The sequence below is a fragment of the Nostoc sp. 'Lobaria pulmonaria (5183) cyanobiont' genome (assembly GCF_002949795.1).
GTDB lineage: Bacteria > Cyanobacteriota > Cyanobacteriia > Cyanobacteriales > Nostocaceae > Nostoc.
In genome coordinates, this window is the sequence record NZ_CP026692.1 from 6,029,940 (window position 1) to 6,050,938 (window position 20,999).

Annotated in this window: 19 protein-coding genes and 1 pseudogene; 11 read left to right on the forward strand and 9 right to left on the reverse strand. The window is 42.4% G+C overall.

The annotated features are described in order from the left end of the window. Positions 1-289: 289 nt before the first annotated feature. Together NLP_RS26665 and lepB are read right to left on the reverse strand one after the other, a co-directional pair. The gene (locus NLP_RS26665) at positions 290-1,084 is read right to left on the reverse strand and encodes an MOSC domain-containing protein (RefSeq protein ID WP_104908960.1); all 795 of its coding nucleotides are present in this window, start codon (positions 1,082-1,084) and stop codon (positions 290-292) included. A gap of 200 nt (positions 1,085-1,284) precedes the next feature. Then, the gene (gene lepB / locus NLP_RS26670; protein WP_104908961.1) at positions 1,285-1,926 is read right to left on the reverse strand and encodes a signal peptidase I; all 642 of its coding nucleotides are present in this window, start codon (positions 1,924-1,926) and stop codon (positions 1,285-1,287) included. A 252-nt stretch (positions 1,927-2,178) separates the two neighbouring features. Between lepB and NLP_RS26675 the strand changes: the two genes are divergently transcribed. From NLP_RS26675 to NLP_RS26685, 3 genes are all read left to right on the forward strand, one after another. Continuing rightward, on the forward strand, positions 2,179-3,498 hold the full coding sequence (locus tag NLP_RS26675; protein WP_104908962.1) for a dihydroorotase: 1,320 nt from the start codon (positions 2,179-2,181) through the stop codon (positions 3,496-3,498). 700 nt (positions 3,499-4,198) lie between these two features. Beyond that, a complete protein-coding gene (locus NLP_RS26680) occupies positions 4,199-5,374 on the forward strand; it encodes a patatin-like phospholipase family protein (protein WP_104908963.1) in 1,176 nt (391 codons plus the stop codon). A 439-nt stretch (positions 5,375-5,813) separates the two neighbouring features. Further along, complete coding sequence (locus NLP_RS26685; protein ID WP_104908964.1) at positions 5,814-6,374, forward strand: nitrate transporter; 561 nt, start codon at positions 5,814-5,816, stop codon at positions 6,372-6,374. Between the two features lie 3 nt (positions 6,375-6,377). On the opposite strand, the gene NLP_RS26690 is transcribed toward NLP_RS26685, so the two are convergent. After that, the gene (locus NLP_RS26690) at positions 6,378-7,781 is read right to left on the reverse strand and encodes a hypothetical protein (protein WP_104908965.1); all 1,404 of its coding nucleotides are present in this window, start codon (positions 7,779-7,781) and stop codon (positions 6,378-6,380) included. Positions 7,782-8,425: 644 nt separating this feature from the next. Further along, positions 8,426-9,313 (reverse strand): pirin family protein, encoded by an 888-nt coding sequence (locus NLP_RS26700; protein WP_104908967.1) that lies wholly within the window; start codon positions 9,311-9,313, stop codon positions 8,426-8,428. 245 nt (positions 9,314-9,558) lie between these two features. On the opposite strand from NLP_RS26700, the gene NLP_RS36245 reads away from it, so the two are divergent. Together NLP_RS36245 and NLP_RS26705 are read left to right on the forward strand one after the other, a co-directional pair. Further along, positions 9,559-9,759: a rhodanese-like domain-containing protein gene (locus tag NLP_RS36245; RefSeq protein WP_442946675.1), complete on the forward strand. Its 201-nt coding sequence runs from the start codon at positions 9,559-9,561 to the stop codon at positions 9,757-9,759. 74 nt (positions 9,760-9,833) lie between these two features. Then, positions 9,834-10,223, forward strand: coding sequence for a hypothetical protein (locus NLP_RS26705; protein ID WP_104908968.1), 390 nt, complete (start codon positions 9,834-9,836; stop codon positions 10,221-10,223). On the opposite strand, the gene NLP_RS26710 is transcribed toward NLP_RS26705, so the two are convergent. Beyond that, the gene (locus NLP_RS26710; protein WP_104908969.1) at positions 10,216-10,500 is read right to left on the reverse strand and encodes a hypothetical protein; all 285 of its coding nucleotides are present in this window, start codon (positions 10,498-10,500) and stop codon (positions 10,216-10,218) included. The two genes, NLP_RS26705 and NLP_RS26710, sit on opposite strands and share 8 nt — an antisense overlap. A gap of 66 nt (positions 10,501-10,566) precedes the next feature. On the opposite strand from NLP_RS26710, the gene NLP_RS26715 reads away from it, so the two are divergent. Then, positions 10,567-11,676 carry a DNA-methyltransferase gene (locus tag NLP_RS26715; RefSeq protein ID WP_104908970.1) on the forward strand — a complete coding sequence of 370 codons (1,110 nt, stop codon included), beginning with the start codon at positions 10,567-10,569 and terminating at the stop codon, positions 11,674-11,676. Positions 11,677-11,687: 11 nt separating this feature from the next. Here NLP_RS26715 and NLP_RS26720 read toward each other — a convergent pair whose 3' ends face one another. Both NLP_RS26720 and NLP_RS26725 read right to left on the reverse strand, forming a co-directional pair. Then, positions 11,688-12,377, reverse strand: a complete 690-nt coding sequence (locus NLP_RS26720) for a BglII/BstYI family type II restriction endonuclease (RefSeq protein ID WP_325034772.1) — start codon at positions 12,375-12,377, stop codon at positions 11,688-11,690. Next, positions 12,359-12,607 carry a helix-turn-helix domain-containing protein gene (locus tag NLP_RS26725; protein ID WP_104908972.1) on the reverse strand — a complete coding sequence of 83 codons (249 nt, stop codon included), beginning with the start codon at positions 12,605-12,607 and terminating at the stop codon, positions 12,359-12,361. The genes NLP_RS26720 and NLP_RS26725 overlap by 19 nt, the downstream gene beginning before the upstream one ends. A 291-nt stretch (positions 12,608-12,898) precedes the next feature. Here NLP_RS26725 and cobJ point away from each other — a divergent pair, with 291 nt between their 5' ends. Genes cobJ through NLP_RS26740 form a run of 3 tightly spaced genes read left to right on the forward strand, consistent with a single transcriptional unit; the run spans position 12,899 to position 16,911 of the window. Then, a complete protein-coding gene (cobJ, locus tag NLP_RS26730) occupies positions 12,899-14,644 on the forward strand; it encodes a precorrin-3B C(17)-methyltransferase (RefSeq protein WP_104908973.1) in 1,746 nt (581 codons plus the stop codon). 22 nt (positions 14,645-14,666) lie between these two features. Then, entirely contained in the window at positions 14,667-16,118 is a 1,452-nt protein-coding gene (locus NLP_RS26735) for a DHA2 family efflux MFS transporter permease subunit (RefSeq protein ID WP_104908974.1), read from the forward strand. Positions 16,119-16,161: 43 nt separating this feature from the next. Next, positions 16,162-16,911, forward strand: coding sequence for an SDR family NAD(P)-dependent oxidoreductase (locus NLP_RS26740; protein WP_104908975.1), 750 nt, complete (start codon positions 16,162-16,164; stop codon positions 16,909-16,911). Between the two features lie 213 nt (positions 16,912-17,124). Here the strand turns inward: NLP_RS26740 and NLP_RS26745 are convergent, their stop codons facing one another. Then, the gene (locus tag NLP_RS26745; protein ID WP_104908976.1) at positions 17,125-18,087 is read right to left on the reverse strand and encodes a sugar-binding transcriptional regulator; all 963 of its coding nucleotides are present in this window, start codon (positions 18,085-18,087) and stop codon (positions 17,125-17,127) included. A gap of 101 nt (positions 18,088-18,188) precedes the next feature. After that, entirely contained in the window at positions 18,189-18,989 is an 801-nt protein-coding gene (locus NLP_RS26750) for an SDR family NAD(P)-dependent oxidoreductase (RefSeq protein WP_104908977.1), read from the reverse strand. Positions 18,990-19,202: 213 nt separating this feature from the next. Here NLP_RS26750 and NLP_RS26755 point away from each other — a divergent pair. Further along, positions 19,203-19,481 (forward strand): annotated as a pseudogene (locus NLP_RS26755) (TOBE domain-containing protein); the annotation flags it as partial. Next, a complete protein-coding gene (locus NLP_RS26760) occupies positions 19,438-20,934 on the forward strand; it encodes a mannitol dehydrogenase family protein (protein WP_104908978.1) in 1,497 nt (498 codons plus the stop codon). The pseudogene NLP_RS26755 and the gene NLP_RS26760, both read left to right, overlap by 44 nt. Positions 20,935-20,999: the final 65 nt, after the last annotated feature.

Sequence of the window (20,999 nt, forward strand, 5' to 3'; positions counted from 1 at the left end):
CTGAATTTGCTCAGTTTTATCTGGCAATATCTCAACAAATTTTCTCAGATGAACTGAAATTTAACCAATAAGCTCCAGTATGCCATTCTAAAATTCAGGTCGCCATTAGCACCCAATCCTAAATTTAATTTTTAATTGCTAATGTCTTGATTTTCTGGTCTGGAAACTTCTGGATTTGTACAAAAACTTATATTTAACTACAACAATTTTAGAATTGTCATGCAAATACACAGCATAAACAAAAAAAATCCCAAAAAATTTACTTTGTATTTTTTATTTTTACGAAATGTTAACTTTGTTGTATAAGTATGTCAACTTCATCGCCAATTTGTAAAATTTTTCCGGCTGATGATCGGGGTAGTTGAGTATTGATACTCAATCTATAAAAATGATTAAAAGGCGATAAAGCAACCCAATTTGGCAGAGTTGCTTGTCGCTGGGTTGTAAAGATTTTTTGAAAGTTTGGGTAAGCTTCCCCTAAGTAAGAATTGCGTGTTGGGACTATACAACGCTGACATGGGTTAACCCCAAAAAAGTCTACATCTCCCACTCGAAAACAGACTAAATCACCTTGTTCGCTAAATAGCCGATCTTCCCAAAATGCTGGTACACCACCAATCTCGATGTTGGCACGCATCCGACGGCGCATTTCATCTACACTTAAACCAGGAAACCAAGAAGCTACTTCTGCCAATGTGGCCGTACTAATTACCGTTGGGCCAAGTGAGTGTGTATCGTCAGGAAAACCCATCAAAGAGTTTTGTCCCAATGTGACACCAAACTTAAAATAATCACTCAAAGTTGCTTCTAATGCTTGCCGTTCCTCATCCAGATGAAAAATTTGTTGTAAGTTGCCATCTGGGATTTGCAACGAGATAGTTCTATTTAAGAGTGCAAATTGTGCCCTTAGTAAATGGATTTTAGCATGACACTTCCCATTAACAAATCTATGTTGTTCATCAAAAATGGCAAACTCGCGGTCATACTGTAGTGCGCCACTGGCAAGAACTCTAGCGTTCTCAACTTCAACACCATCCAGTGATTTAACTGGATACAGTAAAATCTTAGCTAGGTAAGGCGTCATAGCAATATTGGATTTTAGATTTGGCGAAAAGTTGCAGTGTCGGCTTCTGGCGATAGCGCAACGTCTGGCTTTACCAATGCTAAGAGCAAACTAAACTTTTCAAGACGGATTTTGGATTTTAGATTGGTGATTTAATAGTCCCCAATCTAAAATCTAAAATTTTTTTGTTAATGAGCTATTTGAGCAATATTGTTTGTTAATTATGGATATACTGGCGATTTATCGATTCCGCCAACATGATTTAAAGGCCAGAAGCGAACTATAGCACGTCCAATAATATTCTGGCGGGGGACAACACCCCAGCAACGACTGTCATAACTACTGTTACGATTATCACCCAGTACTAAATATGAATCGGCTGGTATAGTCTGGGGTTTTGCCAAAAAAGGTGGCTGTGGCCCTGATTGGCAAACATCAATAACTGTAGTCTGCCCAGAACTGAGGTAATTGGCTTCTGGGAGAGGTTTGTTGTTGATATAGACTTTGCCATCCTTAAGTTGTATTTTTTCTCCCGGTAAGGCAATTATACGTTTAATAAAAGCATCTTGATATTGTTCTTTTTGTAGTTCTTTCGTCGGTGAAAATACTACTATATCTCCCCGCTGCGGGTCAGCAAATTTATACTTCAACTTATCGACAATAATTTTATCTGCCTCCCACTGGTTTGGCGTACCATGCAGAGTCGGTTCCATTGAACCAGAAGGAATCCAGCGTGCTTCAGCAACAAAGGTACGAATTCCCAGAGCTAGAACAATGCTCAATACAATTGTTCTACCTAGCTCTGCGATCCAAGAATTATCGGGTTGTTGACTAGAGTTGTTATCAGACACTTGATTATGCATGAAATTACTTAACTTAACGAAAGATGTAGGTAATTAACTCGCCTAGTGAGACTTGATCTGTTAATCTTAACGGGAAAATTTTAATTTTCTAGTTATGTTTGCATCTTGACTACCAATTTTAGATTGTGGATTTTAAAAATAAACTTTTTTTTAAGGCAAGGCAAAAATTGGTTACTCCGATCGCGAATAAGTTTAACCTAAAAGCATGGTTCTCTGTAATACATAGCTCCCTGTCTAAACTTGGTTATCTCTATGTCATCTCCAAAAATGTTACTGATTCGCCGCGCTCGCATAATCTTACCCGATGGTGAACTGATGGTTGGGGATGTGTTGACGCGCGATCGCCAAATAGTCGAAGTTGCGCCAGAAATCTCCCAAACAGCACTAGCCATTGAAGTTGACGCAGAAGGCTTAACTTTGTTGCCAGGAGTTATCGATCCGCAGGTGCATTTCCGGGAACCTGGACTAGAACACAAGGAAGATTTATTCACCGCCAGTTGTGCCTGTGCTAAAGGGGGAGTCACAACATTTTTAGAAATGCCCAACACACGTCCCTTAACAACTACACAGCAGGCATTAGACGACAAACTAGAACGGGCCTCACACAAGTCCTTGGTTAATTATGGCTTTTTTATTGGGGCAACAGCAGAAAATTTACCAGATTTGCTTTTAGCAAAGCCAACACCAGGAATTAAGATTTTCATGGGATCTATGCATGGTCAGTTGTTGGTTGATGGCGAAACAGCATTGGAGGCGATATTTGCTAAAGGCGATCGCTTGATTGCCGTTCATGCCGAAGACCAAGCTAGAATCAACCAACGCCGCCAAGAATTTGCCAATATTCACGATCCAGCTGTTCACTCGCAAATTCAAGACGATCGAGCGGCAATGCTTGCAACCCAACTAGCATTAAAACTTTCTCAAAAATATCAACGTCGATTGCATATTCTCCATCTGTCAACAGCGCTGGAAGCAGATTTGCTGCGTCAGGAGAAACCAAGTTGGGTGACAGCAGAGGTGACACCACAGCATTTGTTATTAAATACTAGTGCATATAAAACAATTGGCACATTAGCACAGATGAATCCACCTTTGCGATCGCCCCACGATAACGAAGTTCTCTGGCAAGCTTTGCGCGATGGCGTGATTGATTTCATCGCTACAGATCACGCGCCACATACCTTAGAAGAAAAAGCTCAAGAATACCCCAATAGTCCTTCGGGAATGCCTGGGGTGGAAACTTCCCTCGCTTTGATGTTAACTGCGGCGATGGAGGGAAAGTGTACTGTGGCTCAAGTTGTGAACTGGATGTCTAAAGCTGTAGCTGTGGCTTATGGTATTCCGAATAAGGGAGCGATCGCACCTGGTTATGATGCCGATTTAGTGCTTGTAGATTTAAATACATACCGTCCAGTCCGGCGCGAGGAACTTTTAACCAAATGCCATTGGAGTCCATTTGAAGGCTGGAACCTGACCGGCTGGGCTACAACTACCATTGTCGGCGGTGAGATAGTTTATGACAAAGGCCAAGTAAATACGCAAGTGCGGGGTCAAGCTTTAACTTTCTTATAGCAAATATTTATTTAAGCTTACGTAGTAGACAGATGATCATACATCAAAGCCATACTTGAACTAGCAAGATTTTAATCTATCTAGAGTCAAGACTAGACCAATGCAGTTTGTTTAAAGCTAAAAGGCGAAAATCCTTGTTTTTCCTCCTTTACTCTTTTAACCAAAGGGTATTGACTTGTCGCTTTAGCAGAAATTGCAACTTAAAACCTTGAATTTACAGCAACTACATGAGGTATATAGCGGTTCCCATTCAGATGCGGTACAAAATTATATCGTGGGGTGTAGGGGCACGGCAGTGCCGTGCCCCTACGGGTGTACCTCACGCAAACAAGAAGCGCTATATTCTTCCCCAACCTTCACGCCAGATCGCGCAAGTGGGGTATTTCTGTGCCTCACAACGTTGAAATTTGCTGTATTCCTAAGTGTTTCAAGTTAAATCTTCAATAACTACTCTATTCCCGCTATCAGATTACCTATTTAGTCTTCTCTTCCCTGCTTGGCGCACTCTAACGAGACGCTATGCGTACCCATACGTAGTGTTTCGTAGAGAAGCAGTTCGTTAAAAAAAACTTAAGTATTCTTCCAGTCGGATAAGTCGGATAAGTCGGATAAGAGTAAACAAGCTAATGGAACCGTATTGTGATTCTCATGATACTTGTCCCCAGAAAGATAACCAGAGAAATAATCAAAGATAATTGCTATGTCCTTCAAAATTTTGTCTTTAGACGGTGGCGGTATTCGGGGAATTGTTGCAGCACGAATACTTCAACAAGTAGAACAAGAAATTAGAAATCAGGGAAAAGGAGAGTTTTTACACGAATATTTTGACATGGTTGCTGGTACTTCTACTGGTTCCATATTAGCAGGAGGGATTGCTATCGGAAAGGAGAGCGATGAACTCATTAAACTGTATAAAAATAGAGGTAAAGATATATTCCCTCTAGAAATAAAAGAGCGCTACAAAAACTTTCCGTCCATCATCAAATCAATTATTGATGTATTTTCCCCATCTAAATATTCTCATGATGGAATTACTAGTGTCCTCAAAGATGCCTATAAATCCACAAGAATCAAGGATATCGAAAAACCCATTCTTTTGATTCTTGCTTACGATACCCTATATCGCAACACAACCTTTTTTACAAATTGTCATCCCGATTTAGGAGACAGATGGTACGATGACTGTTATTTATGGGAAATATCTACCGCTTCTGCCTCAGCACCTACTTTTTTTCCAGCATATAAATTAGCACCTGTAGATAAACAAAAATTTGGTGACTGGGAATTTCCACACATTGATGGAGGAGTTTCTGCTAATAACCCTGCTCTTGCAGCTTTGAGTTTAGCGATGAGGATTAGCCAGTCTTCAGTATCTCCAGAAATCAAGCAACAATATAAACTAGATAATCTGCGATTGGAAGATATTTCTATCCTTTCTATTGGCACAGGTCAAACTGGTCAACCATATCAATATAAGCAAATAAGCAAATGGAGAGGCTTAGACTGGATCAAAAATCTTACTAACATCTTCATGGAACCTACATCTGAGATTGATAGTACTATTTGCCGACAAATTATGGGTGGATATGAGTCCAAACGTTACTTACGTCTTCAGTTTGATTTAAATGAGACATTTAAACCCAAACCAAAAGAGACTTATAAAGATCCTCGCATTGTCTTACCTCCAGAAGATCGGAAAAATAAATTTACAGGGGAAAAAGTCACTGAAGAAATAGATAATACTAATTCCGAGATTCTTCAGCAGTTAATAGATACTACCTCTGCATTCATCGATCGCGGTCTTACATACTACACCAGAGACGATTCCGGTTCTCCAATAAAAAAGGCGATCGCATCTTTTATTAGAGATAACTAGCAATTTTCTGTGTCATTATTTACAAGTGTCTACAATTGGTTAGGGTTTGAATACCCATCCAATTGATCCCTACAGTCTATTCAAGACTTTTTCTAGCTCGTTCCATCAGCTGAGATAATCAAGGAGCGATCGCACGTAAGCTCTAGCAATAACTGCCTTCTTTGATAAATTCTAGAAATTGTATTTAATTTACTAATTAAAATTTGCGTTTCTGATAAAGTTTAGTAAAGTCAAGCTTTACCTCTTCTTTGTACTACTACTATGACATCGTAATAATACCTAAGTTTTTTAATTATTAATTAACGAGGAGAAGATATAAAAAACCTTTTAGCAAAAAAATAGAATGTGTAATCCAATACATTTTTCTCAGCCCTGTTTTGTGTTGTTGCCGCAGTATTTCCCGAATGTTTTCCATGAGAACTGAGGCAGAGAAAATAACATGTTTTTAGACATTTTAGCTAGCCTGCAACGGTTATTTGTTGGTTATATTCCAGCCGCTGTATTGGGTAGTTTCATTGGATATTTTATCGGGATAAATAGCATGATTTATCAGCTATTTAGGCTGATATTTCAGATACCACATAGTATCCCTCCTATAGCTTTGCTACCTATTGCCCTACTCACGTTTCAAGAGAGCAATTCGGCTGCTATTGTAGTAGTTTTTGTGGGAACTCTCTGGACGATGATTATTAATACGGCAATAGGTATGCAGCATTTCAAGAGACAGAATAATAACTTTCGTGTAGCTATATTTCATATATTTCATGCCTTGAAAGTTAGCATTTGGGTAGCCTGGTTTATTGTTATTGCCACAGAAATGTTAACAGGCCCAAGAGGACTTGGCTTTACCCTCTGGGATGCTTATAAGGCTGGCAATGCTGATTACATAATCCAGGAAATCTTATACATCGGTATCATTGGCTTTTTGCTGGATCAGTTATTAGATTTCGCAGCCTATATTCTCTCGCAAATGGTTTCAGATGGGAAAAAATCTTCTTAAACTTTATCTAGGTTTGCGGATTGCACCCTGCCAGCTAATAGTTTGCTTGGCAGAATGTATTCCTAAAGAACGAGTTGCTACGACTTCAATATCAACATTCACACCAGGGCGTAAAGCTTCGTCAGGAATTTTGAGCTTGCCCAAAGCTAGAGTAAAACGGTTATAGTCACGAGTCACAAGTTCGTTGGGAATATCCCCTTCATATTCAGTTTTGTAGCCAGAAAAACCGTGCAAGCTATCCTGGGCGCGGAGTTTCACGCGAAATTGAGTATTAATGGCATCAGATTTGGCTGCCAAATCGACTATTTTTAAGTTGAGATTTTGTCCGGCATCGGCAAACTCTGCTACAGCTAACCGGGTGACATCTTTTTTGGGAATGGCATGGTTAACGGTAAATGTTGTAAAGTTAGCCTCACTTTTGGTGTTACCCTCAACCCATAATTCCTCAGAAAAAGTAACTTCTACTTGTTTGTTATCAGTTAAATTTAGTGTTACAGCTTGATTGCCAAAGCTGGTGATAGGTTGTCTTTCTTGCCAAACTATTTGAAAAGCCTCTTCTAGACGCTGTTCAAACTCTCGATAATCATCAGCGATCGCAGAACCAGGAGCAAGTAGAGAAACTGCCCCCATGCCTTGATTCCACTTATTCTTCGAGAGTTGGAACTGTTTGTTTATCAGTTCCGAAATTGGTAGCTGCACAGTTGAAGTATCAGCTGCCAAAGGTTCCTTGCTATTAACAATACTCAAAGTTCCTAAGCGCCCTTGGCTACCATCGCTACCATCGCTGCCATCTCGCCCATCGCTACCATCGCTACATCTATAAACCTTTTCAGTACACTTATAATCAGGGCTACCAGGAGTTCCCTTACAGGTTTTTACTTCCCATCTCCGTCTGTGACAGTTACAACCCTCCGTACCATTGCCACCTCTACCGCCGCGCCCACCTTCCCCACTAGTTGCTCGGACAGAAATATTCCGTAAGTCTGCCAAATTGCTGTAATACACTGTGAGAGAACCACCATTTCCCCCATCTCCTCCTTTGCCACCATTACCGCCACTACCACCATCTGGTGCATTTATATTGTGGCTGACATTATCAGGTTGGGAACCACAGTCAGGTTGATAACCATGTTCTCCGTCTTCCCCGTCTTCACCATCTTTACCGGACAAGTCAAGATTAACGGGTGAACCATTGACAAAAATATTTTGGTTTTCACCACTGCTACCATCTCTACCCTCACGTCCATCGGTTCCTGCGTGTCCATCTCTGCCATAATTTCTGACTACTTTATAGTATTCGTCAGAGGCAACGGCTGGACATAAAACTGAACCAGAGGCAGGCAAAAAGCTAGTAAATAAGCAGAATGTCAGCAGTAGTGGCAGCTTACTTCTAAAACCATTGTGCATCTAGTTACACCTAAAACTTTAGTCGAATTATCTACTCCTGACGCTGACTTTCAACAATTTGCTCCCTCTTGTCCAGTGATATCGTGTCCGGTTAAAAACTTATCATTTTTGAAGGAAGCAGAGACAATCCACCAACCTGCAATCAAAAAGACCAATCCCAGAGCCGAAGCGATCGCCCATAAGAGTAACTGGCAACTTGGGTTAATAGTATTTTTTCTGGTTCTATTGCTTAGAAGATGGTCGCCACTGGGTCAGTTTATGCGAAAGACTAACCTTATATTCAAATACCTTTTAAACTTGGGCATTCTAACGCTCTTTTATTATTCTGAAAAAATAAAATATTTGTAGGTTAGGTTGAACAACAGTAAAACCCAACAAAATCAAGGATTATTGGTGTTGATTTACCCTTGCAGGAAGCAAGCTACTACCGCAAGGCGGAAGTCAAAAGTCACGCATAATTGTATTCCAAGCTCTTGCGCCATTTGAAATGGTATGTTTATTTACGCCAAGCTGTACTACGTTCCTCAACCAAACCTACGCCTAGATTTATAAAAACTGATTACAACAAAGGTTTCTAATTTTTATCTTGTGAGAGTTATAAAACAGCGATAAAGCGAGGTAGTAAGTGTCGAAGTGTGACACACTTATGAAAAAGGATTAGCTTCTGTTACCACTTCCGGCAGTGGAATAAACTCTGTTTCATCTGGCACGCTAGCAAAGCGAGAGTCGCGCCAATTAACTTTAGCTTGCTCTATTCGCTCTGGTCGGCTAGAGACAAAATTCCACCATTTGTAGCGTGTACCTAACGGTTCACCGCCAATAACAATACATTGAGCAGCAGCTGTAGCAGAAACCTCAATCTGATCACCTGGCTCTAGAATAGCGAGACGATATTGCTCCATCGGTTCATCATTAATCCTCAATCCCTCTGTGACACTGTATACTGCCCTTTGTGAATAATCTGTAGGGATAGTGAAATGGGTGTTGGCAGACAACACTGCATCTAAATACAGGATAGGTGAGAGAACTCTCACAGGTGAGGTATAGCCAAATGCTTGTCCAGCAATAAGTTTGATGATAACGCCATTCTCTTCCCAGGTGGGAAGGATTTCAGCAGGATAGTGAATGAACGTTGGCTCGGTTTCTTCGTGTTCAACAGGTAGGGCGACCCAGGTTTGAATACCATGAATAGTAGTTTCTTGCTGACGGTCAGAGTCAGGTGAGCGTTCTGAATGTACAATTCCCTTTCCTGCTATCATCCAGTTCACTGCACCTGGTTGGATTTCCTGCACAGTACCCAAACTATCGCGATGTATCAAAGCACCGTCAAATAAATAAGTTACCGTTGCCAGATTAATATGAGGATGTGGTCGGACATCAATGCCTTGATTGGGGGGCATAACGGACGGGCCAAGATGATCGAAAAACATAAACGGCCCAACCATTTGGCGATTAGGATATGGCAAACTGCGGCGGGCAAAAAAGCTACCTAGACTTTTAACTTCGGGTTCAATCAGTTGAAGGATTGCCATAAATCATCGCAGGTGATTGGTAAATGCTGTAATTATTATAAGTATATTTACTTGTAAATAAGCTAATCTTAAATGAGTTATCTGTTTGTTTTGTCGAGTTGATGCCAATGCGATCGCCTGTTGTTTGATCGTTTTTTATTATTAGAAGTATTGTTTGCCAACCAGAGAGTCTTTTGACAAGTGCGATCGCTCCCGTTTAACTTTATTAAACTTCTGATCGGATTTCAGTTTCCTACTGTGAAAAAATTAATTGCCAGCAATTAGCTCAATTACTATCAGATTCTGCAAAACGCCGTCCATTAGTTCTAGATGCACGAAGTCAGCCTAAGTATGCAGTTAGTCATATCGAAACAGCAGTACGCATAGATCCTCTAACAGAGGACTTAACAACAGTTTCAACAGTTTCCCCAGATAGTAGAGTTGAATTTGTACAAGTATTTATTTAACGAATTATAACAATACTATCTTTGGCAACTCGAAATCAGCGATACACTGAGGAAAATTCCTTGAGGAAGCGTTGATGGCACGGTCAAACGGGGTTATAAGTGAAACGTCTGTAGAGGAATTGCCTACAGTTTCAGACAAAGATCCGATCGCAATTGAAAATCCGCCTGAGCCAGTGGAGGATGCCCAGGATATTGATGACATATTGAACTCACTAAAAACCTTACTGAGTTCTCTAGAAAAGCTCCAAAAAGTCCGGCAGGAAGTGGGCGATATCAAACCGTTGATTGGGCGGATGCTTGATGGAGAATTAGTTGCTGGTGAAGAACTTGAGCAACTCAAAACAGGTGTGAGCAGTCTTTCTCGCCTTGTTCGTGCTTATAATGACCATCAAGTAGCGTTGGCTAAAGCACAACCTGCTAGAAACTTACTAGATCAAGTACTCAAAGAGCGTAAAGCTAATTAAGTTGAGACTGGGGATTGGGGAAGAAATTCTTTAGATATTTGGTTGGAGTCCCAATCTCCAATTTAACAAGCGATGTCTCACGACAAGCCGCTTTGCGTCTACGCACTTTTTTAAGAGAATGCGATCGCACTCCTAATTCTCTCAAAAATGCGTAGATGCACAGCGGCTTGTCGTGAGACATCGCTTCTCCATCGCCTTTAGCTATGTCTACAGCAGCAAGATATATCGTTAAAGTAAGTATGGTATTACACTCTACATTGATGTTTTTCTTAATCATTGGCTAATAACCTAAAATAGGTTATGATGACGAAAGTCTAGTATTACTTGCAAGGTAGGTATCGTAATGAAGACTAATAAAGAGAATCTACCCTTAGATGAGATTCTCTTAGAGGATAGCTTACAACTGCTAAGTAATCTGCCAGATGAATGTGTTGACTTAGTTGTATCCTCTCCACCTTATAATCTAGGCAAAGAATACGAATCAAGGCAGGCTCTTGAGATTTATTTAGCAGAACAAACAGCCGTTCTGCTTGAATGTAGCCGGATTCTCAAAAATACAGGTTCGCTATTTTGGCAAATTGGTGCTTTTTCTGACCGAGGAATGCTAATTCCTCTGGATATTCGCTTTTTTCCGATTTTAGAGTCATGCAGATTAATTCCTCGCAACCGAATTATATGGGCTAGGCAACATGGTCTTCATGCCCAGAAAAAGTTTTCTTGTAGACATGAAACTATTCTTTGGTTTACTAAATCGGATAACTATAAATTTAATCTAGATGCTATTAGAGTTCCACAAAAATATCAAAATAAGAAACATTATCGAGGAAATCGAAAGGGAGAACTTTCATGCAATCCAGAAGGGAAAAATCCTGGTGATATTTGGCTGTTTCGGAATGTTAAACACAACCATGAAGAACAAACTATACATCCCTGCCAATTTCCAGAAGACTTGGTAGCTAGAATTCTATTAGCTACAACTAACGAAAATGATATTATTTTAGATCCATTTATGGGATCTGGTACTACGGCGGTGGTTGCGAGAGATCATAAACGCCATTTTATCGGGTCAGAGATGGAACCAAAATATCATCAAGTTGCCTTGCGTCGTCTCAGTGGCAATCCAGATCCAAATGGTTGTTTTCCAAATTTAAAAACATTGCGCGATTATGTTGAAAAAACTGGTCAATCTATTGATAAATTTAAGTTTGATATGCAAGTAGGAAATAAAGCTTCAGAACGCAGCAAAGCAAAATTTTATTCAGAAGAGTATCATTTGCAGGAAATGGAAGATAGATTAATCTATGAAGAATCTGTTTTCGCAGCTAATCTAAGAGGTGAAGAGATTCCATTAGATCCAAAGCTTAACGGGAATGGTAAAAAGACCTCTTTACAAAATCAAATAGTAAAACAAGTAGAAGAAGTAGAACAAATTGAATTGAGATTATGGAGTTAATAAATTAATTATTACAATAAGTTAAGTAGACAACGACTACGGGCTGAACGTCCAGTAATGATTTGGCATTGGCGACTAATTCTAGTATTCACGGTTCTAGAATATCTTTTAGATGAATACTCAGTCCAGATGATAGGCACTATTGTATTTTGTTGTTCAAATAATCCAACCAATCTGATTGGTACATCAAAAACTTGGTATTTAGTCAAAGCTTTTAACTGATTAACAGCTTGCTCGTAATAAAGAGTGCTATTGGAAGCAGGAAACATCAGAGCCTTTGTTACTATAATTACCAGATTAGTTGGGTATCCAACAAATTCAGTTTTAGCTTTGAAGAACAATTCTGAGCGCAAGGTGTTATTGAGTAGAAAGGGATAGTTAGAAAATTGAATTTCAATGATAATGCCAGCTTTGGCAAAATCAACCTCTGTACCTAAAAATCTGTAAGGTACTGGAATAGGTATATTTGATTGCCAACCATCATGAATAAAAGCAGCTTTAATGTATTCGTTTGTACCTACTGGATCGAATATTGCATTACCCTGAATTCCAGCTTGATCTGAAGCCTTGATGTACAAAGGCATTCTAGTGAGAGTATTACTAATCTCATGCCATTCGTTCTGGTATTGGGTATTAATTATTATATCTGCTGCGTTAAAGTCTACATATTGAATAATGATTATTATGTCTCCTTTTGGTATTTCAACAGTTCTTTGATAAAAGCAAGCGGATCGATTTCAAGAACTTGGGCAATTTGTAAAAATTCAATCACGTCAAGACGACGCTCTCCACGTTCATACTTTGATACATAAGATTGCGGAAGCTCTAGCTTTGCTGACAACTCTGCTTGAGTAAGCTTGGCAGCTTTGCGGGCTTCGATAAGTAGCTGGCGAAACCGATCGTAATCTTCGCTGAAAACTGATTTAGGCACTTTAGCTTGCCTTTTATCTGGCGATAGTTTTTTCGATCTCGATGAGAGTTACTACATATTGCTAAACTCAGTTAAATTCTAAAACCTAATATGGGATAAACCCAAAATAGGTTTTTATAGCTACTATGAAGATAGCACGCATATAGGCGTTGGCGTAGCCTCTCCAAGAGAAGCCTGTTGTAGACATCGCACCATTAATATCCCAAGATCGGAAACGGGAAGTCGCTGCGTGTCTAAATCTGTGGTTTCATTTGAAGGATATAAAATTTTGCAAGATATCTACTTACGATCATGAATGTTGCACCCGCCATTGTAGTACTAGGTCAAAATAGCGTGACAGTAGCACGTAAAATAATCAGCGTCTTGCCAGGAGCAACGCTATACGGTCTAGAGGGTCGCACATCGCAGGTTGATGTCAGCTTCACAAATTTTGGCGAGACGTTGCGCGAGTTATTTATGCAGGGAAGACCGCTGATTGGCATTTGTGCTGCCGGCATTTTAATTAGGACGTTAGCTCCCGTAATCTCGGATAAACGACAGGAACCACCAGTGCTAGCTGTGGCTGAAGATGGTAGTGCTGTTGTCCCTCTTTTGGGCGGACTTGGTGGAGTCAACGATTTAGCACGTCGCATTGCTGAAACGCTGGATGTCAAACCTGCAATTACGACCACAGGCGATTTACGTTTGGGTACAACGTTGTTATCTCCTCCTCCTGGATACCATTTAGCAAACCCAGACGATGCGAAGAAATTTATCTCAGATGTGTTAGCTGGGGCGCAAGTCAAGCTAGAAGGAATAGCGCCTTGGTTGAGTGATAGTAAACTGCCTATAGACCCAAAGGGAGATTTGACTATCCAAGTTACGGAAAGTTTAGTCACTCCTACAACCAACTGTCTTGTTTACCACCCAGCAACGATCGCGATCGCAATTAGTGGCATCATTGATCATGCAGTAGTTTTAGTACAACAGCTACTAACTGATGCCAAACTAGAAACAGCATCAGTAGCCGGGATATTTGCACCCATCACCGCCGCAGCCGATCCCGCAATCCACACGCTAGCTAGCGCCTTGAAAGTGCCCACCCGCTTTTTTACCCCAAATCAGCTAGAAAGTCTACTTTCACAAGGTTATAGCCCCGCCCAAGCAGCAGCGATCGCCGCCACAGGTACATCCCCTTTATCTTCTCCTTCTTCTAACATTGCGATCGCTATTGCCTCTCAAGTAATTGACCCTAACACCATCGGTCAGCCACGCGGACGATTAGCGATTATTGGCACGGGCCCTGGTGGTTCGCTGTGGATGTCTCCCGAAGTGAAGGAAATACTCAAGTCGGCAACTGACCTAGTGGGTTACAAAACTTATTTAGATTTAGTTGGTTCTCTGGCTGATGGTAAACAACGGCATGAGTCTGACAACCGCGAAGAAGAAGCACGAGCAAAGATGGCCCTAGATTTGGCTGCATCTGGGCGATATGTAGCTGTGGTTTCATCTGGCGACCCTGGTATCTATGCAATGGCAACAGCAGTTTTTGAGGTATGCGATCGCTATGCTAAACCCGAATGGGACAGTATCGATATTCATGTGGCCCCAGGTATCTCTGCGATGCAGGCAGCAGCAGCAGCCATTGGTGCACCCCTTGGACATGATTTCTGTGCTATTTCCCTCTCTGATATCTTGAAACCTTGGTCTGCGATCGCCCAACGAATTGCTGCTGCTGCTGAGGCTGATTTTGTCATTGCTTTTTACAATCCTGTTTCCAAAGAGCGTACCTGGCAACTGGCAGAAGCGAGAAATATTTTGCTGCGACATCGAAGACCAGATACACCAGTAGTATTGGCCCGGAATCTCGGTCGGCCAGGACAAACGGTAAAGGCGATCGCACTTGACCAGTTAACACCAGCAAGCGCTGATATGCGGACAATTATTCTCGTTGGTTCCACAAAAACCCGAACCATCAAGCGCCGCGATGGTAATATCTGGGTTTATACGCCGCGTCGCTATACTGAATATACGTATGCAAACTATTTACAACCGTAAAGTCAAAGGCGGAGGCTAAACGTTGGCACAATTCCAAGCAGAACCTCTGGCTTTATCAGGCTCTCAAAAAAATTGGGTCTTACTCGGTGTCGGACTTGGGGTATTCATGTCTACCCTGGATGTAGGCATCATTAATGTTGCTTTGCCCACATTGGTGAAAGCCTTTAACACCAGTTTTCCTACGACCCAATGGGCTGTATTGAGTTACCAGTTGGTCAGTTCCGGTTTAGTTTTGGGAGCAACGCGCTTGGGGGATATGTGGGGCAAGAAGTCCTTATACCAGGGGGGACTTGTTCTGTTCACTTTCAGTTCGCTGTTGTGTGGCTTTGCACCTAGTATCGAGTGGTTGATCGCCTTTCGGGCACTTCAAGGACTAGGTGCTGTGTTCATTTCTGGGCTTGGTTTAGCAATTATCACAGAAGTTTTTCCCTCTTCCGAGCGAGGTCGGGCTGTTGGCGTCATCGGTAGTGTAGTGTCACTGGGAATTGCTTTTGGCCCCTCTGCTGGCGGATTGCTTTTAAGCTGGTCAGGCTGGCATAGTATATTTTTTATCAATGTACCCTTGGGGATTATTGCTAGTTTCTTAATAGTTCGCGTGGTGCCACCTTCTGCACGCATTCAGGGCAAACAGAAATTTGACTTTTTGGGAGCCATATTGGCTTTATTGACTCTGGGTAGTTTTGGTTTAGGTATGACGCTAGGGCAAAGCCAGGGCTTTAGCAGTACTAATGCATTGATATTATTAGCGATCGCCGCCGTAAGTTTCATTACTTTTTTGGTAGTTGAAGCGATTCTAAAGCAGCCACTACTAGAGCTAAAGCTGTTTCGCAATCTTCAGTTGAGTATGGGTTTGCTAAGTGGCTGGTTAGCATTCATTGTTATTGGCGGTTCGCTACTGATCGTCCCTTTCTTTCTAGAGAGCGTCAAGCATTATCCGACAGTAAAAGTAGGACTGTTACTAGCCGTGTCACCTGTACTGAGTGGGTTAATTGCCCCACTAGCTGGAATACTTTCAGACCGCTTTGGCGCTCGACTGATTAGTTCAATTGGGCTGGGGTTGATGATTGGCGGCTGTCTGGGGATTAGCACTTTTGACGCTCAAATTACTGAGCTAGGCTATGTATCGCGCTATTTTATTTACGGCATTGGTCTAGGTTTATTTCAATCGCCCAACAACAGCACTGTTATGGGATCGGTACCCAGAGAGCGCCTAGGGATAGCTTCTGGGCTTTTATCTTTGTCACGTACCTCAGGGAACACCGTAGGAGTTTCTCTAATTGGGGCAGTATTTGGAGCCTTAATCGCTAGTATGTCTGCGGGTGCAGATGTCTCTGTTGCCCCTCCTGATGCGATCGTTGCGGGGTTTCAAGGAACTTTTCGCTTTGCAGCCCTAATACTGTGTGGGGCAGCTGTTGCATCTGTTTTGAGGATCGGTAAGAGGCAGGGGGCAGAGGAGCAGGGGAAGAATAATTAATGCCCAATGCCCAATTATCAACAATTACTAAGGAGTTAAATAAATGACAGGTAAATTAGAAGGAAAAGTGGCAATTATCACTGGGGCTTCAGCGGGAATTGGAGAAGCAACAGCGATCGCTTTGGCTTCAGTTGGGGCAACAGTTGTACTCGCTGCTAGACGGGGCGATCGCATTCAGGCATTAGCAGAACGCATCGAAGCTAGTGGTGGCAAGGCATTGCCTATTGTCACTGATATGACTGATGAAACTCAGGTAAATAACTTGCTAGCAAAGGCCAATGCAGAATTGGGAAGAGTCGATATCCTCGTTAACAATGCCGGGATTGCCTTGCTAGGAACTATCGAAGCTGGAAATAGCTCCGACTGGCGGCGATCGTTTGATCTCAACGTATTAGGACTTTTATATGCTACTCATGCTGTTTTGCCTCTGTTGAAGGCGCAAAAATCGGGGCATATAGTCAATATCTCCTCAGTGGCTGGCCGGACAGCGCGGGCGGGCGTTGGTGTTTACAATGCTACCAAATGGGGTGTTAATGCCCTCTCGGAAGCATTGCGCCAAGAAGTCCACAAAGACAACATCCGCGTCACGATAATCGAACCTGGTTTGGTGGATACGGAAATTGACAACCAAATTACCGATCCCGTTGCCAAACAACGGATTCAAGAACGACGCAAGTCAATTCAACCTCTGCAAAGCGAAGATATTGCAGCTGCGATCGTTTACGCTCTTACACAACCGCCGCACGTTAATGTCAATGAAATCCTCATCCGACCAACGGGACAAGAACACTAAAGCTAAAGGGCAGGCTTAACGGGCGTGCCCTTTTTTAGATAAGTAGTGTAAAATCTTTAACCCAATTCCAACATAAGTGATGAATCTTCAAAACTATGGATGCTGTATTATTTGATATGGATGGTACTTTGCTCTTTCAATTACTTTTGCTTTTCAAAAATCAAAGGTAATTTGCCATTTAACATTTAGGATAATTATCTCACTTAGTACTTACTAAATCTGAGAAAGAATCGCTTGGGCCGCAGCTTCGTCGGTAATCAGTCCTGTAATTAACTTGCCATGCAGAGCAGCCAAAATCGCCTCTGCCTTTCTCACACCGCCTGCTACACCAATAATCAGTCGATGAGTGGGTTGTTCGAGTGCTACACTGGCAACCCGACTGTTTGTCCCCTGTTGCAGCAATACTCCACGATCGCTGTAAGCCCAACCTGCAATTTCTCCTACTGCTCCCAGTTCAATCAATTCAGCTACCTCATCGTCATTGATGAAGCCGTCTTGATGTAACGGAGCATTCCAGGCAATGTGACTAATTCCGACAAAGGTTGCTTTGGCTTGCTCTGCAAGAGTTTTGACGGCGATAAACGATCGCTGAGTCTGCAAGAGTTCTCGTTCTTCAATGCTAGTTGCGACAACGGGAGTCGGCACTGGGTAAGCTTGGGAACCGACGCGATCGGATAAATGCATAACCACTTCGTGACGACCTGCACGCCCAGAGTGGGACATATTGCCAATAATTGACACAATCTTATGCTGGGGTTGGTTCATTGAGGGTATCTGCTCCACCATTGTTCGCAATGTGCGACCTGATGACAACGCCAGTATGGTTGGGGTTTTAGCCATCAGGTAAACCTCTAAGTGGGTGGCAGCACATACACCAATCCCGTATAATGTATCACCACTACCTGCGTCAGTTGGTACTACTTCACAAAGTGACAGAGCAAAGCGATCGCGTAACGACTCAGCCAAAGCAATGCATTCACTCAGGGGATGATCGAGTCGAAATTTAATCAATTTTTCACTGACTGCCAGTGCCACTAAGCGTTGTGCAGCTTGCCGGGACACATTGAGCTTGGCGGCAATTTCTTCTTGCGTATTGCCGGCGATGTAATAGAGCCAAGCAGCATGAGCAGCCAGGTCTAATTTGCGATCGCGCCGCTCTAAAAACGGTTGTCCCATATACTACCTGCAAAAACTATGTATCTGTCAAAGGTATGATTGCATTTTTTAAAGAATATGCCCAAGGATATAAGATTTGCTCAATTATTTTTAAATTTCTATTATCCCCCTGTCACCTCCAAGTTAAAGCCAGTAATATAGCTTGCCTCTTCGCTCATCAAAAATGCTACCCCATTCGCCACCTCTGACAAACTTCCTAAACGCCGCATTGGCACTGAATTGATCATCTGTTGCTCAACAACCTTAGGATCGGCATCAAAGTATTGTGACCCCACTGCTGCTTGCAATTCAGTTTGCCGCGTCCACATAAAACCGGGGCCGATCAACGCAGGGGAGAGTGCATTTACGCGAATGCCGTAAGGAGCCAAGTCTTTTGCTGCCGTTTGAGTAATTCCAATCACCGCAAACTTTGAAGCAGCATAAGCCAACATATTTGGCGGCCCAACCACCCCTGCATAACTCGCCATATTGACGATCGCACCTCCACCTGCATCGCGTAATTGCTGTGCAGCCGCCTTGAGAATGTGGAAAACGCCGATAACGTTAATGTCGATCACCTTTTGAAAGTCGTCTTCAGGATATTCGTCAGTCTTGGCAAACACTCCTTGATAACCCGCATTATTAAATACATAGTCAATTCGCCCAAGCTGCTCTACAGCGCTAGTAAAAGCTTTGGCAACATCATCACTAGCTGTAACATCACAGCGAAACGTGCCGACTGGAACGTTGTACTCTTTTAGTTCCCCAGCCACATCTGCCATCTTCGATTCATTCAAATCTAGCAGGGCTATTCCTGCGCCATTAGCAGCAAAACGGTGTGCAGTTGCCTTGCCAATATCTCCTGCACCGCCAGTAATTAGGATCGTCTTACCTGCAAACTGATAAGTTGCTTTTGCCGTCATAGATTCAACCTCTTATTGAAGAATTGTTGCAAATGGTCGTGATGGAAATCAGATTGGTATGATTTCTATTATTGAGCTTTTGCCCAAACTTAGAGCATAAAATCGAAAATTTATTTCGTTCGGTTTTTTTACTTTAAAGAGCAACATCAAAGGAATACATTCAACTGGTTGCAAATGAAAATGGCTGGGTTGCTGTAGCGGCTTGATCGCAATAACCCAAGCGTGAATGGCGAAGTATTAGTCGTAGAACGATTAGGCAAAGAAACCTTTCTCTACATCAAAATTGCGGGTGGCGAAACCATAGTTGTGCAAACAGACGGAGATAATCCAGCCAAAATGCACGATTACGTTCCTATTTACATTAACGGTGAGCTTTGCCATCTGTTCGACCGCGACGGTGAAGCCATTCCCAAAGTTCATCGTCACCACTTAACCCAGAATGAATCCCATGAACAGCAATATCAGCAAAGGATCAGCAATCAAGCTGAATGAAGCATCTCTGTCCCATTTAAGAAATAACGTTCGCATACCTAATTACGATCGCCATCAAATTACTAACGGCATTGTCCATATCGGTGTGGGCGGGTTCCATCGCGCACATCAGGCATTGTACTTAGATAATTACTTTCATCAAAATCCCGGTAGTGAATGGGGAATCTGCGGGGTTGGGCTACTGGAATTCGACAAACGAATGCGGGATGCACTGAATTCACAAAAATGTTTATATACCTTAGTTGAAAGATCCCCAGAAGGCGATCGCGCTCGTGTGATTGGAGCAATTACAAAATATCTGTTTGCACTAGATAACCGCCAAGCAGTAATTGACACCTTAGCAGATCCCAAATGCCGTATCGTTACCCTCACTATTACCGAAGGAGGCTACTACTATATTGAAGGTAGCGGTGAATTCGATGCGAATCACCAGACAATTCAGTACGATTTGCAGCATCCCAATCAGCCAATTGGAGTATATGGCTTTTTGACAGCAGCCCTCGATCGTCGCCGTCAACAAGGAATCGCACCGTTTACCGTGTTGTCCTGCGACAATCTGCAAGGCAACGGTAACATTGCCCGCAAAATGTTGACCGCATTTGCCGAAATGCAGAACTCAGAATTGGGACGTTGGGTTGCTGAACAAGTAGCCTTTCCTAACTGCATGGTCGATCGCATTACCCCCGCCACAACCCCAGCAGATATCAAAATGGTGGCAGAACAGTTTAACATTGATGATGCTTTTCCAGTTGTTGCCGAACCGTTCCTTCAGTGGGTAGTCGAAGACAATTTCTGTACAGGTAGACCGGATTGGGAATCAGTTGGCGTGCAGATGACCAGCGATGTTCATCCCTACGAGATGATGAAAATCCGGCTACTCAACGCTAGTCACTTGCTGATTGGCTATCTCGGCTCTTTGGCAGGCTACACCTACGTCCATCAGGTGATGGCCGATCGATTAATTCGGCAAGCCGTCGATAATTTGATGGCAGAAGTTACGCCAACACTGCAATCTGTGCCGGGAATTGATTTGGACGATTATAAAAAAACCTTAATTGAACGCTTTGCTAATCCTAAGATTCGCGATCAACTGCCGCGTCTTTGCCTTAATAGCTCCGCCAAAATACCAAAATTTATTTTAGGCTCAGTTCGTGACGCGCTACGCAAAGGTGGGGCGATTGATTACATGAGCCTCACGGTTGCTGCTTGGTTCCGTTACCTAAATGGACTTGATGATCTAGGTAACTCCATTCTCATTGATGACCCAATAGCAGGTACTTTGACTCAACTAGCTCATTCTAGTGGTTCCGATGCCAAACCATTGCTCAACCTGACTGAGATTTTTGGCGATTTATCGCAGTCGCCTTTTGCCGATGCAGTTGCAAACCATTTACGCAGATTGTATGAGTTTGGAGCTAAAGAAACATTAGTCCGATTCTTAGAGAAAACTTAACCAGATGAAAGCCGCGACCTTTCAAGGTGGCTCAAAATATTGGTGAAAAAAACCTTTTCTAACCT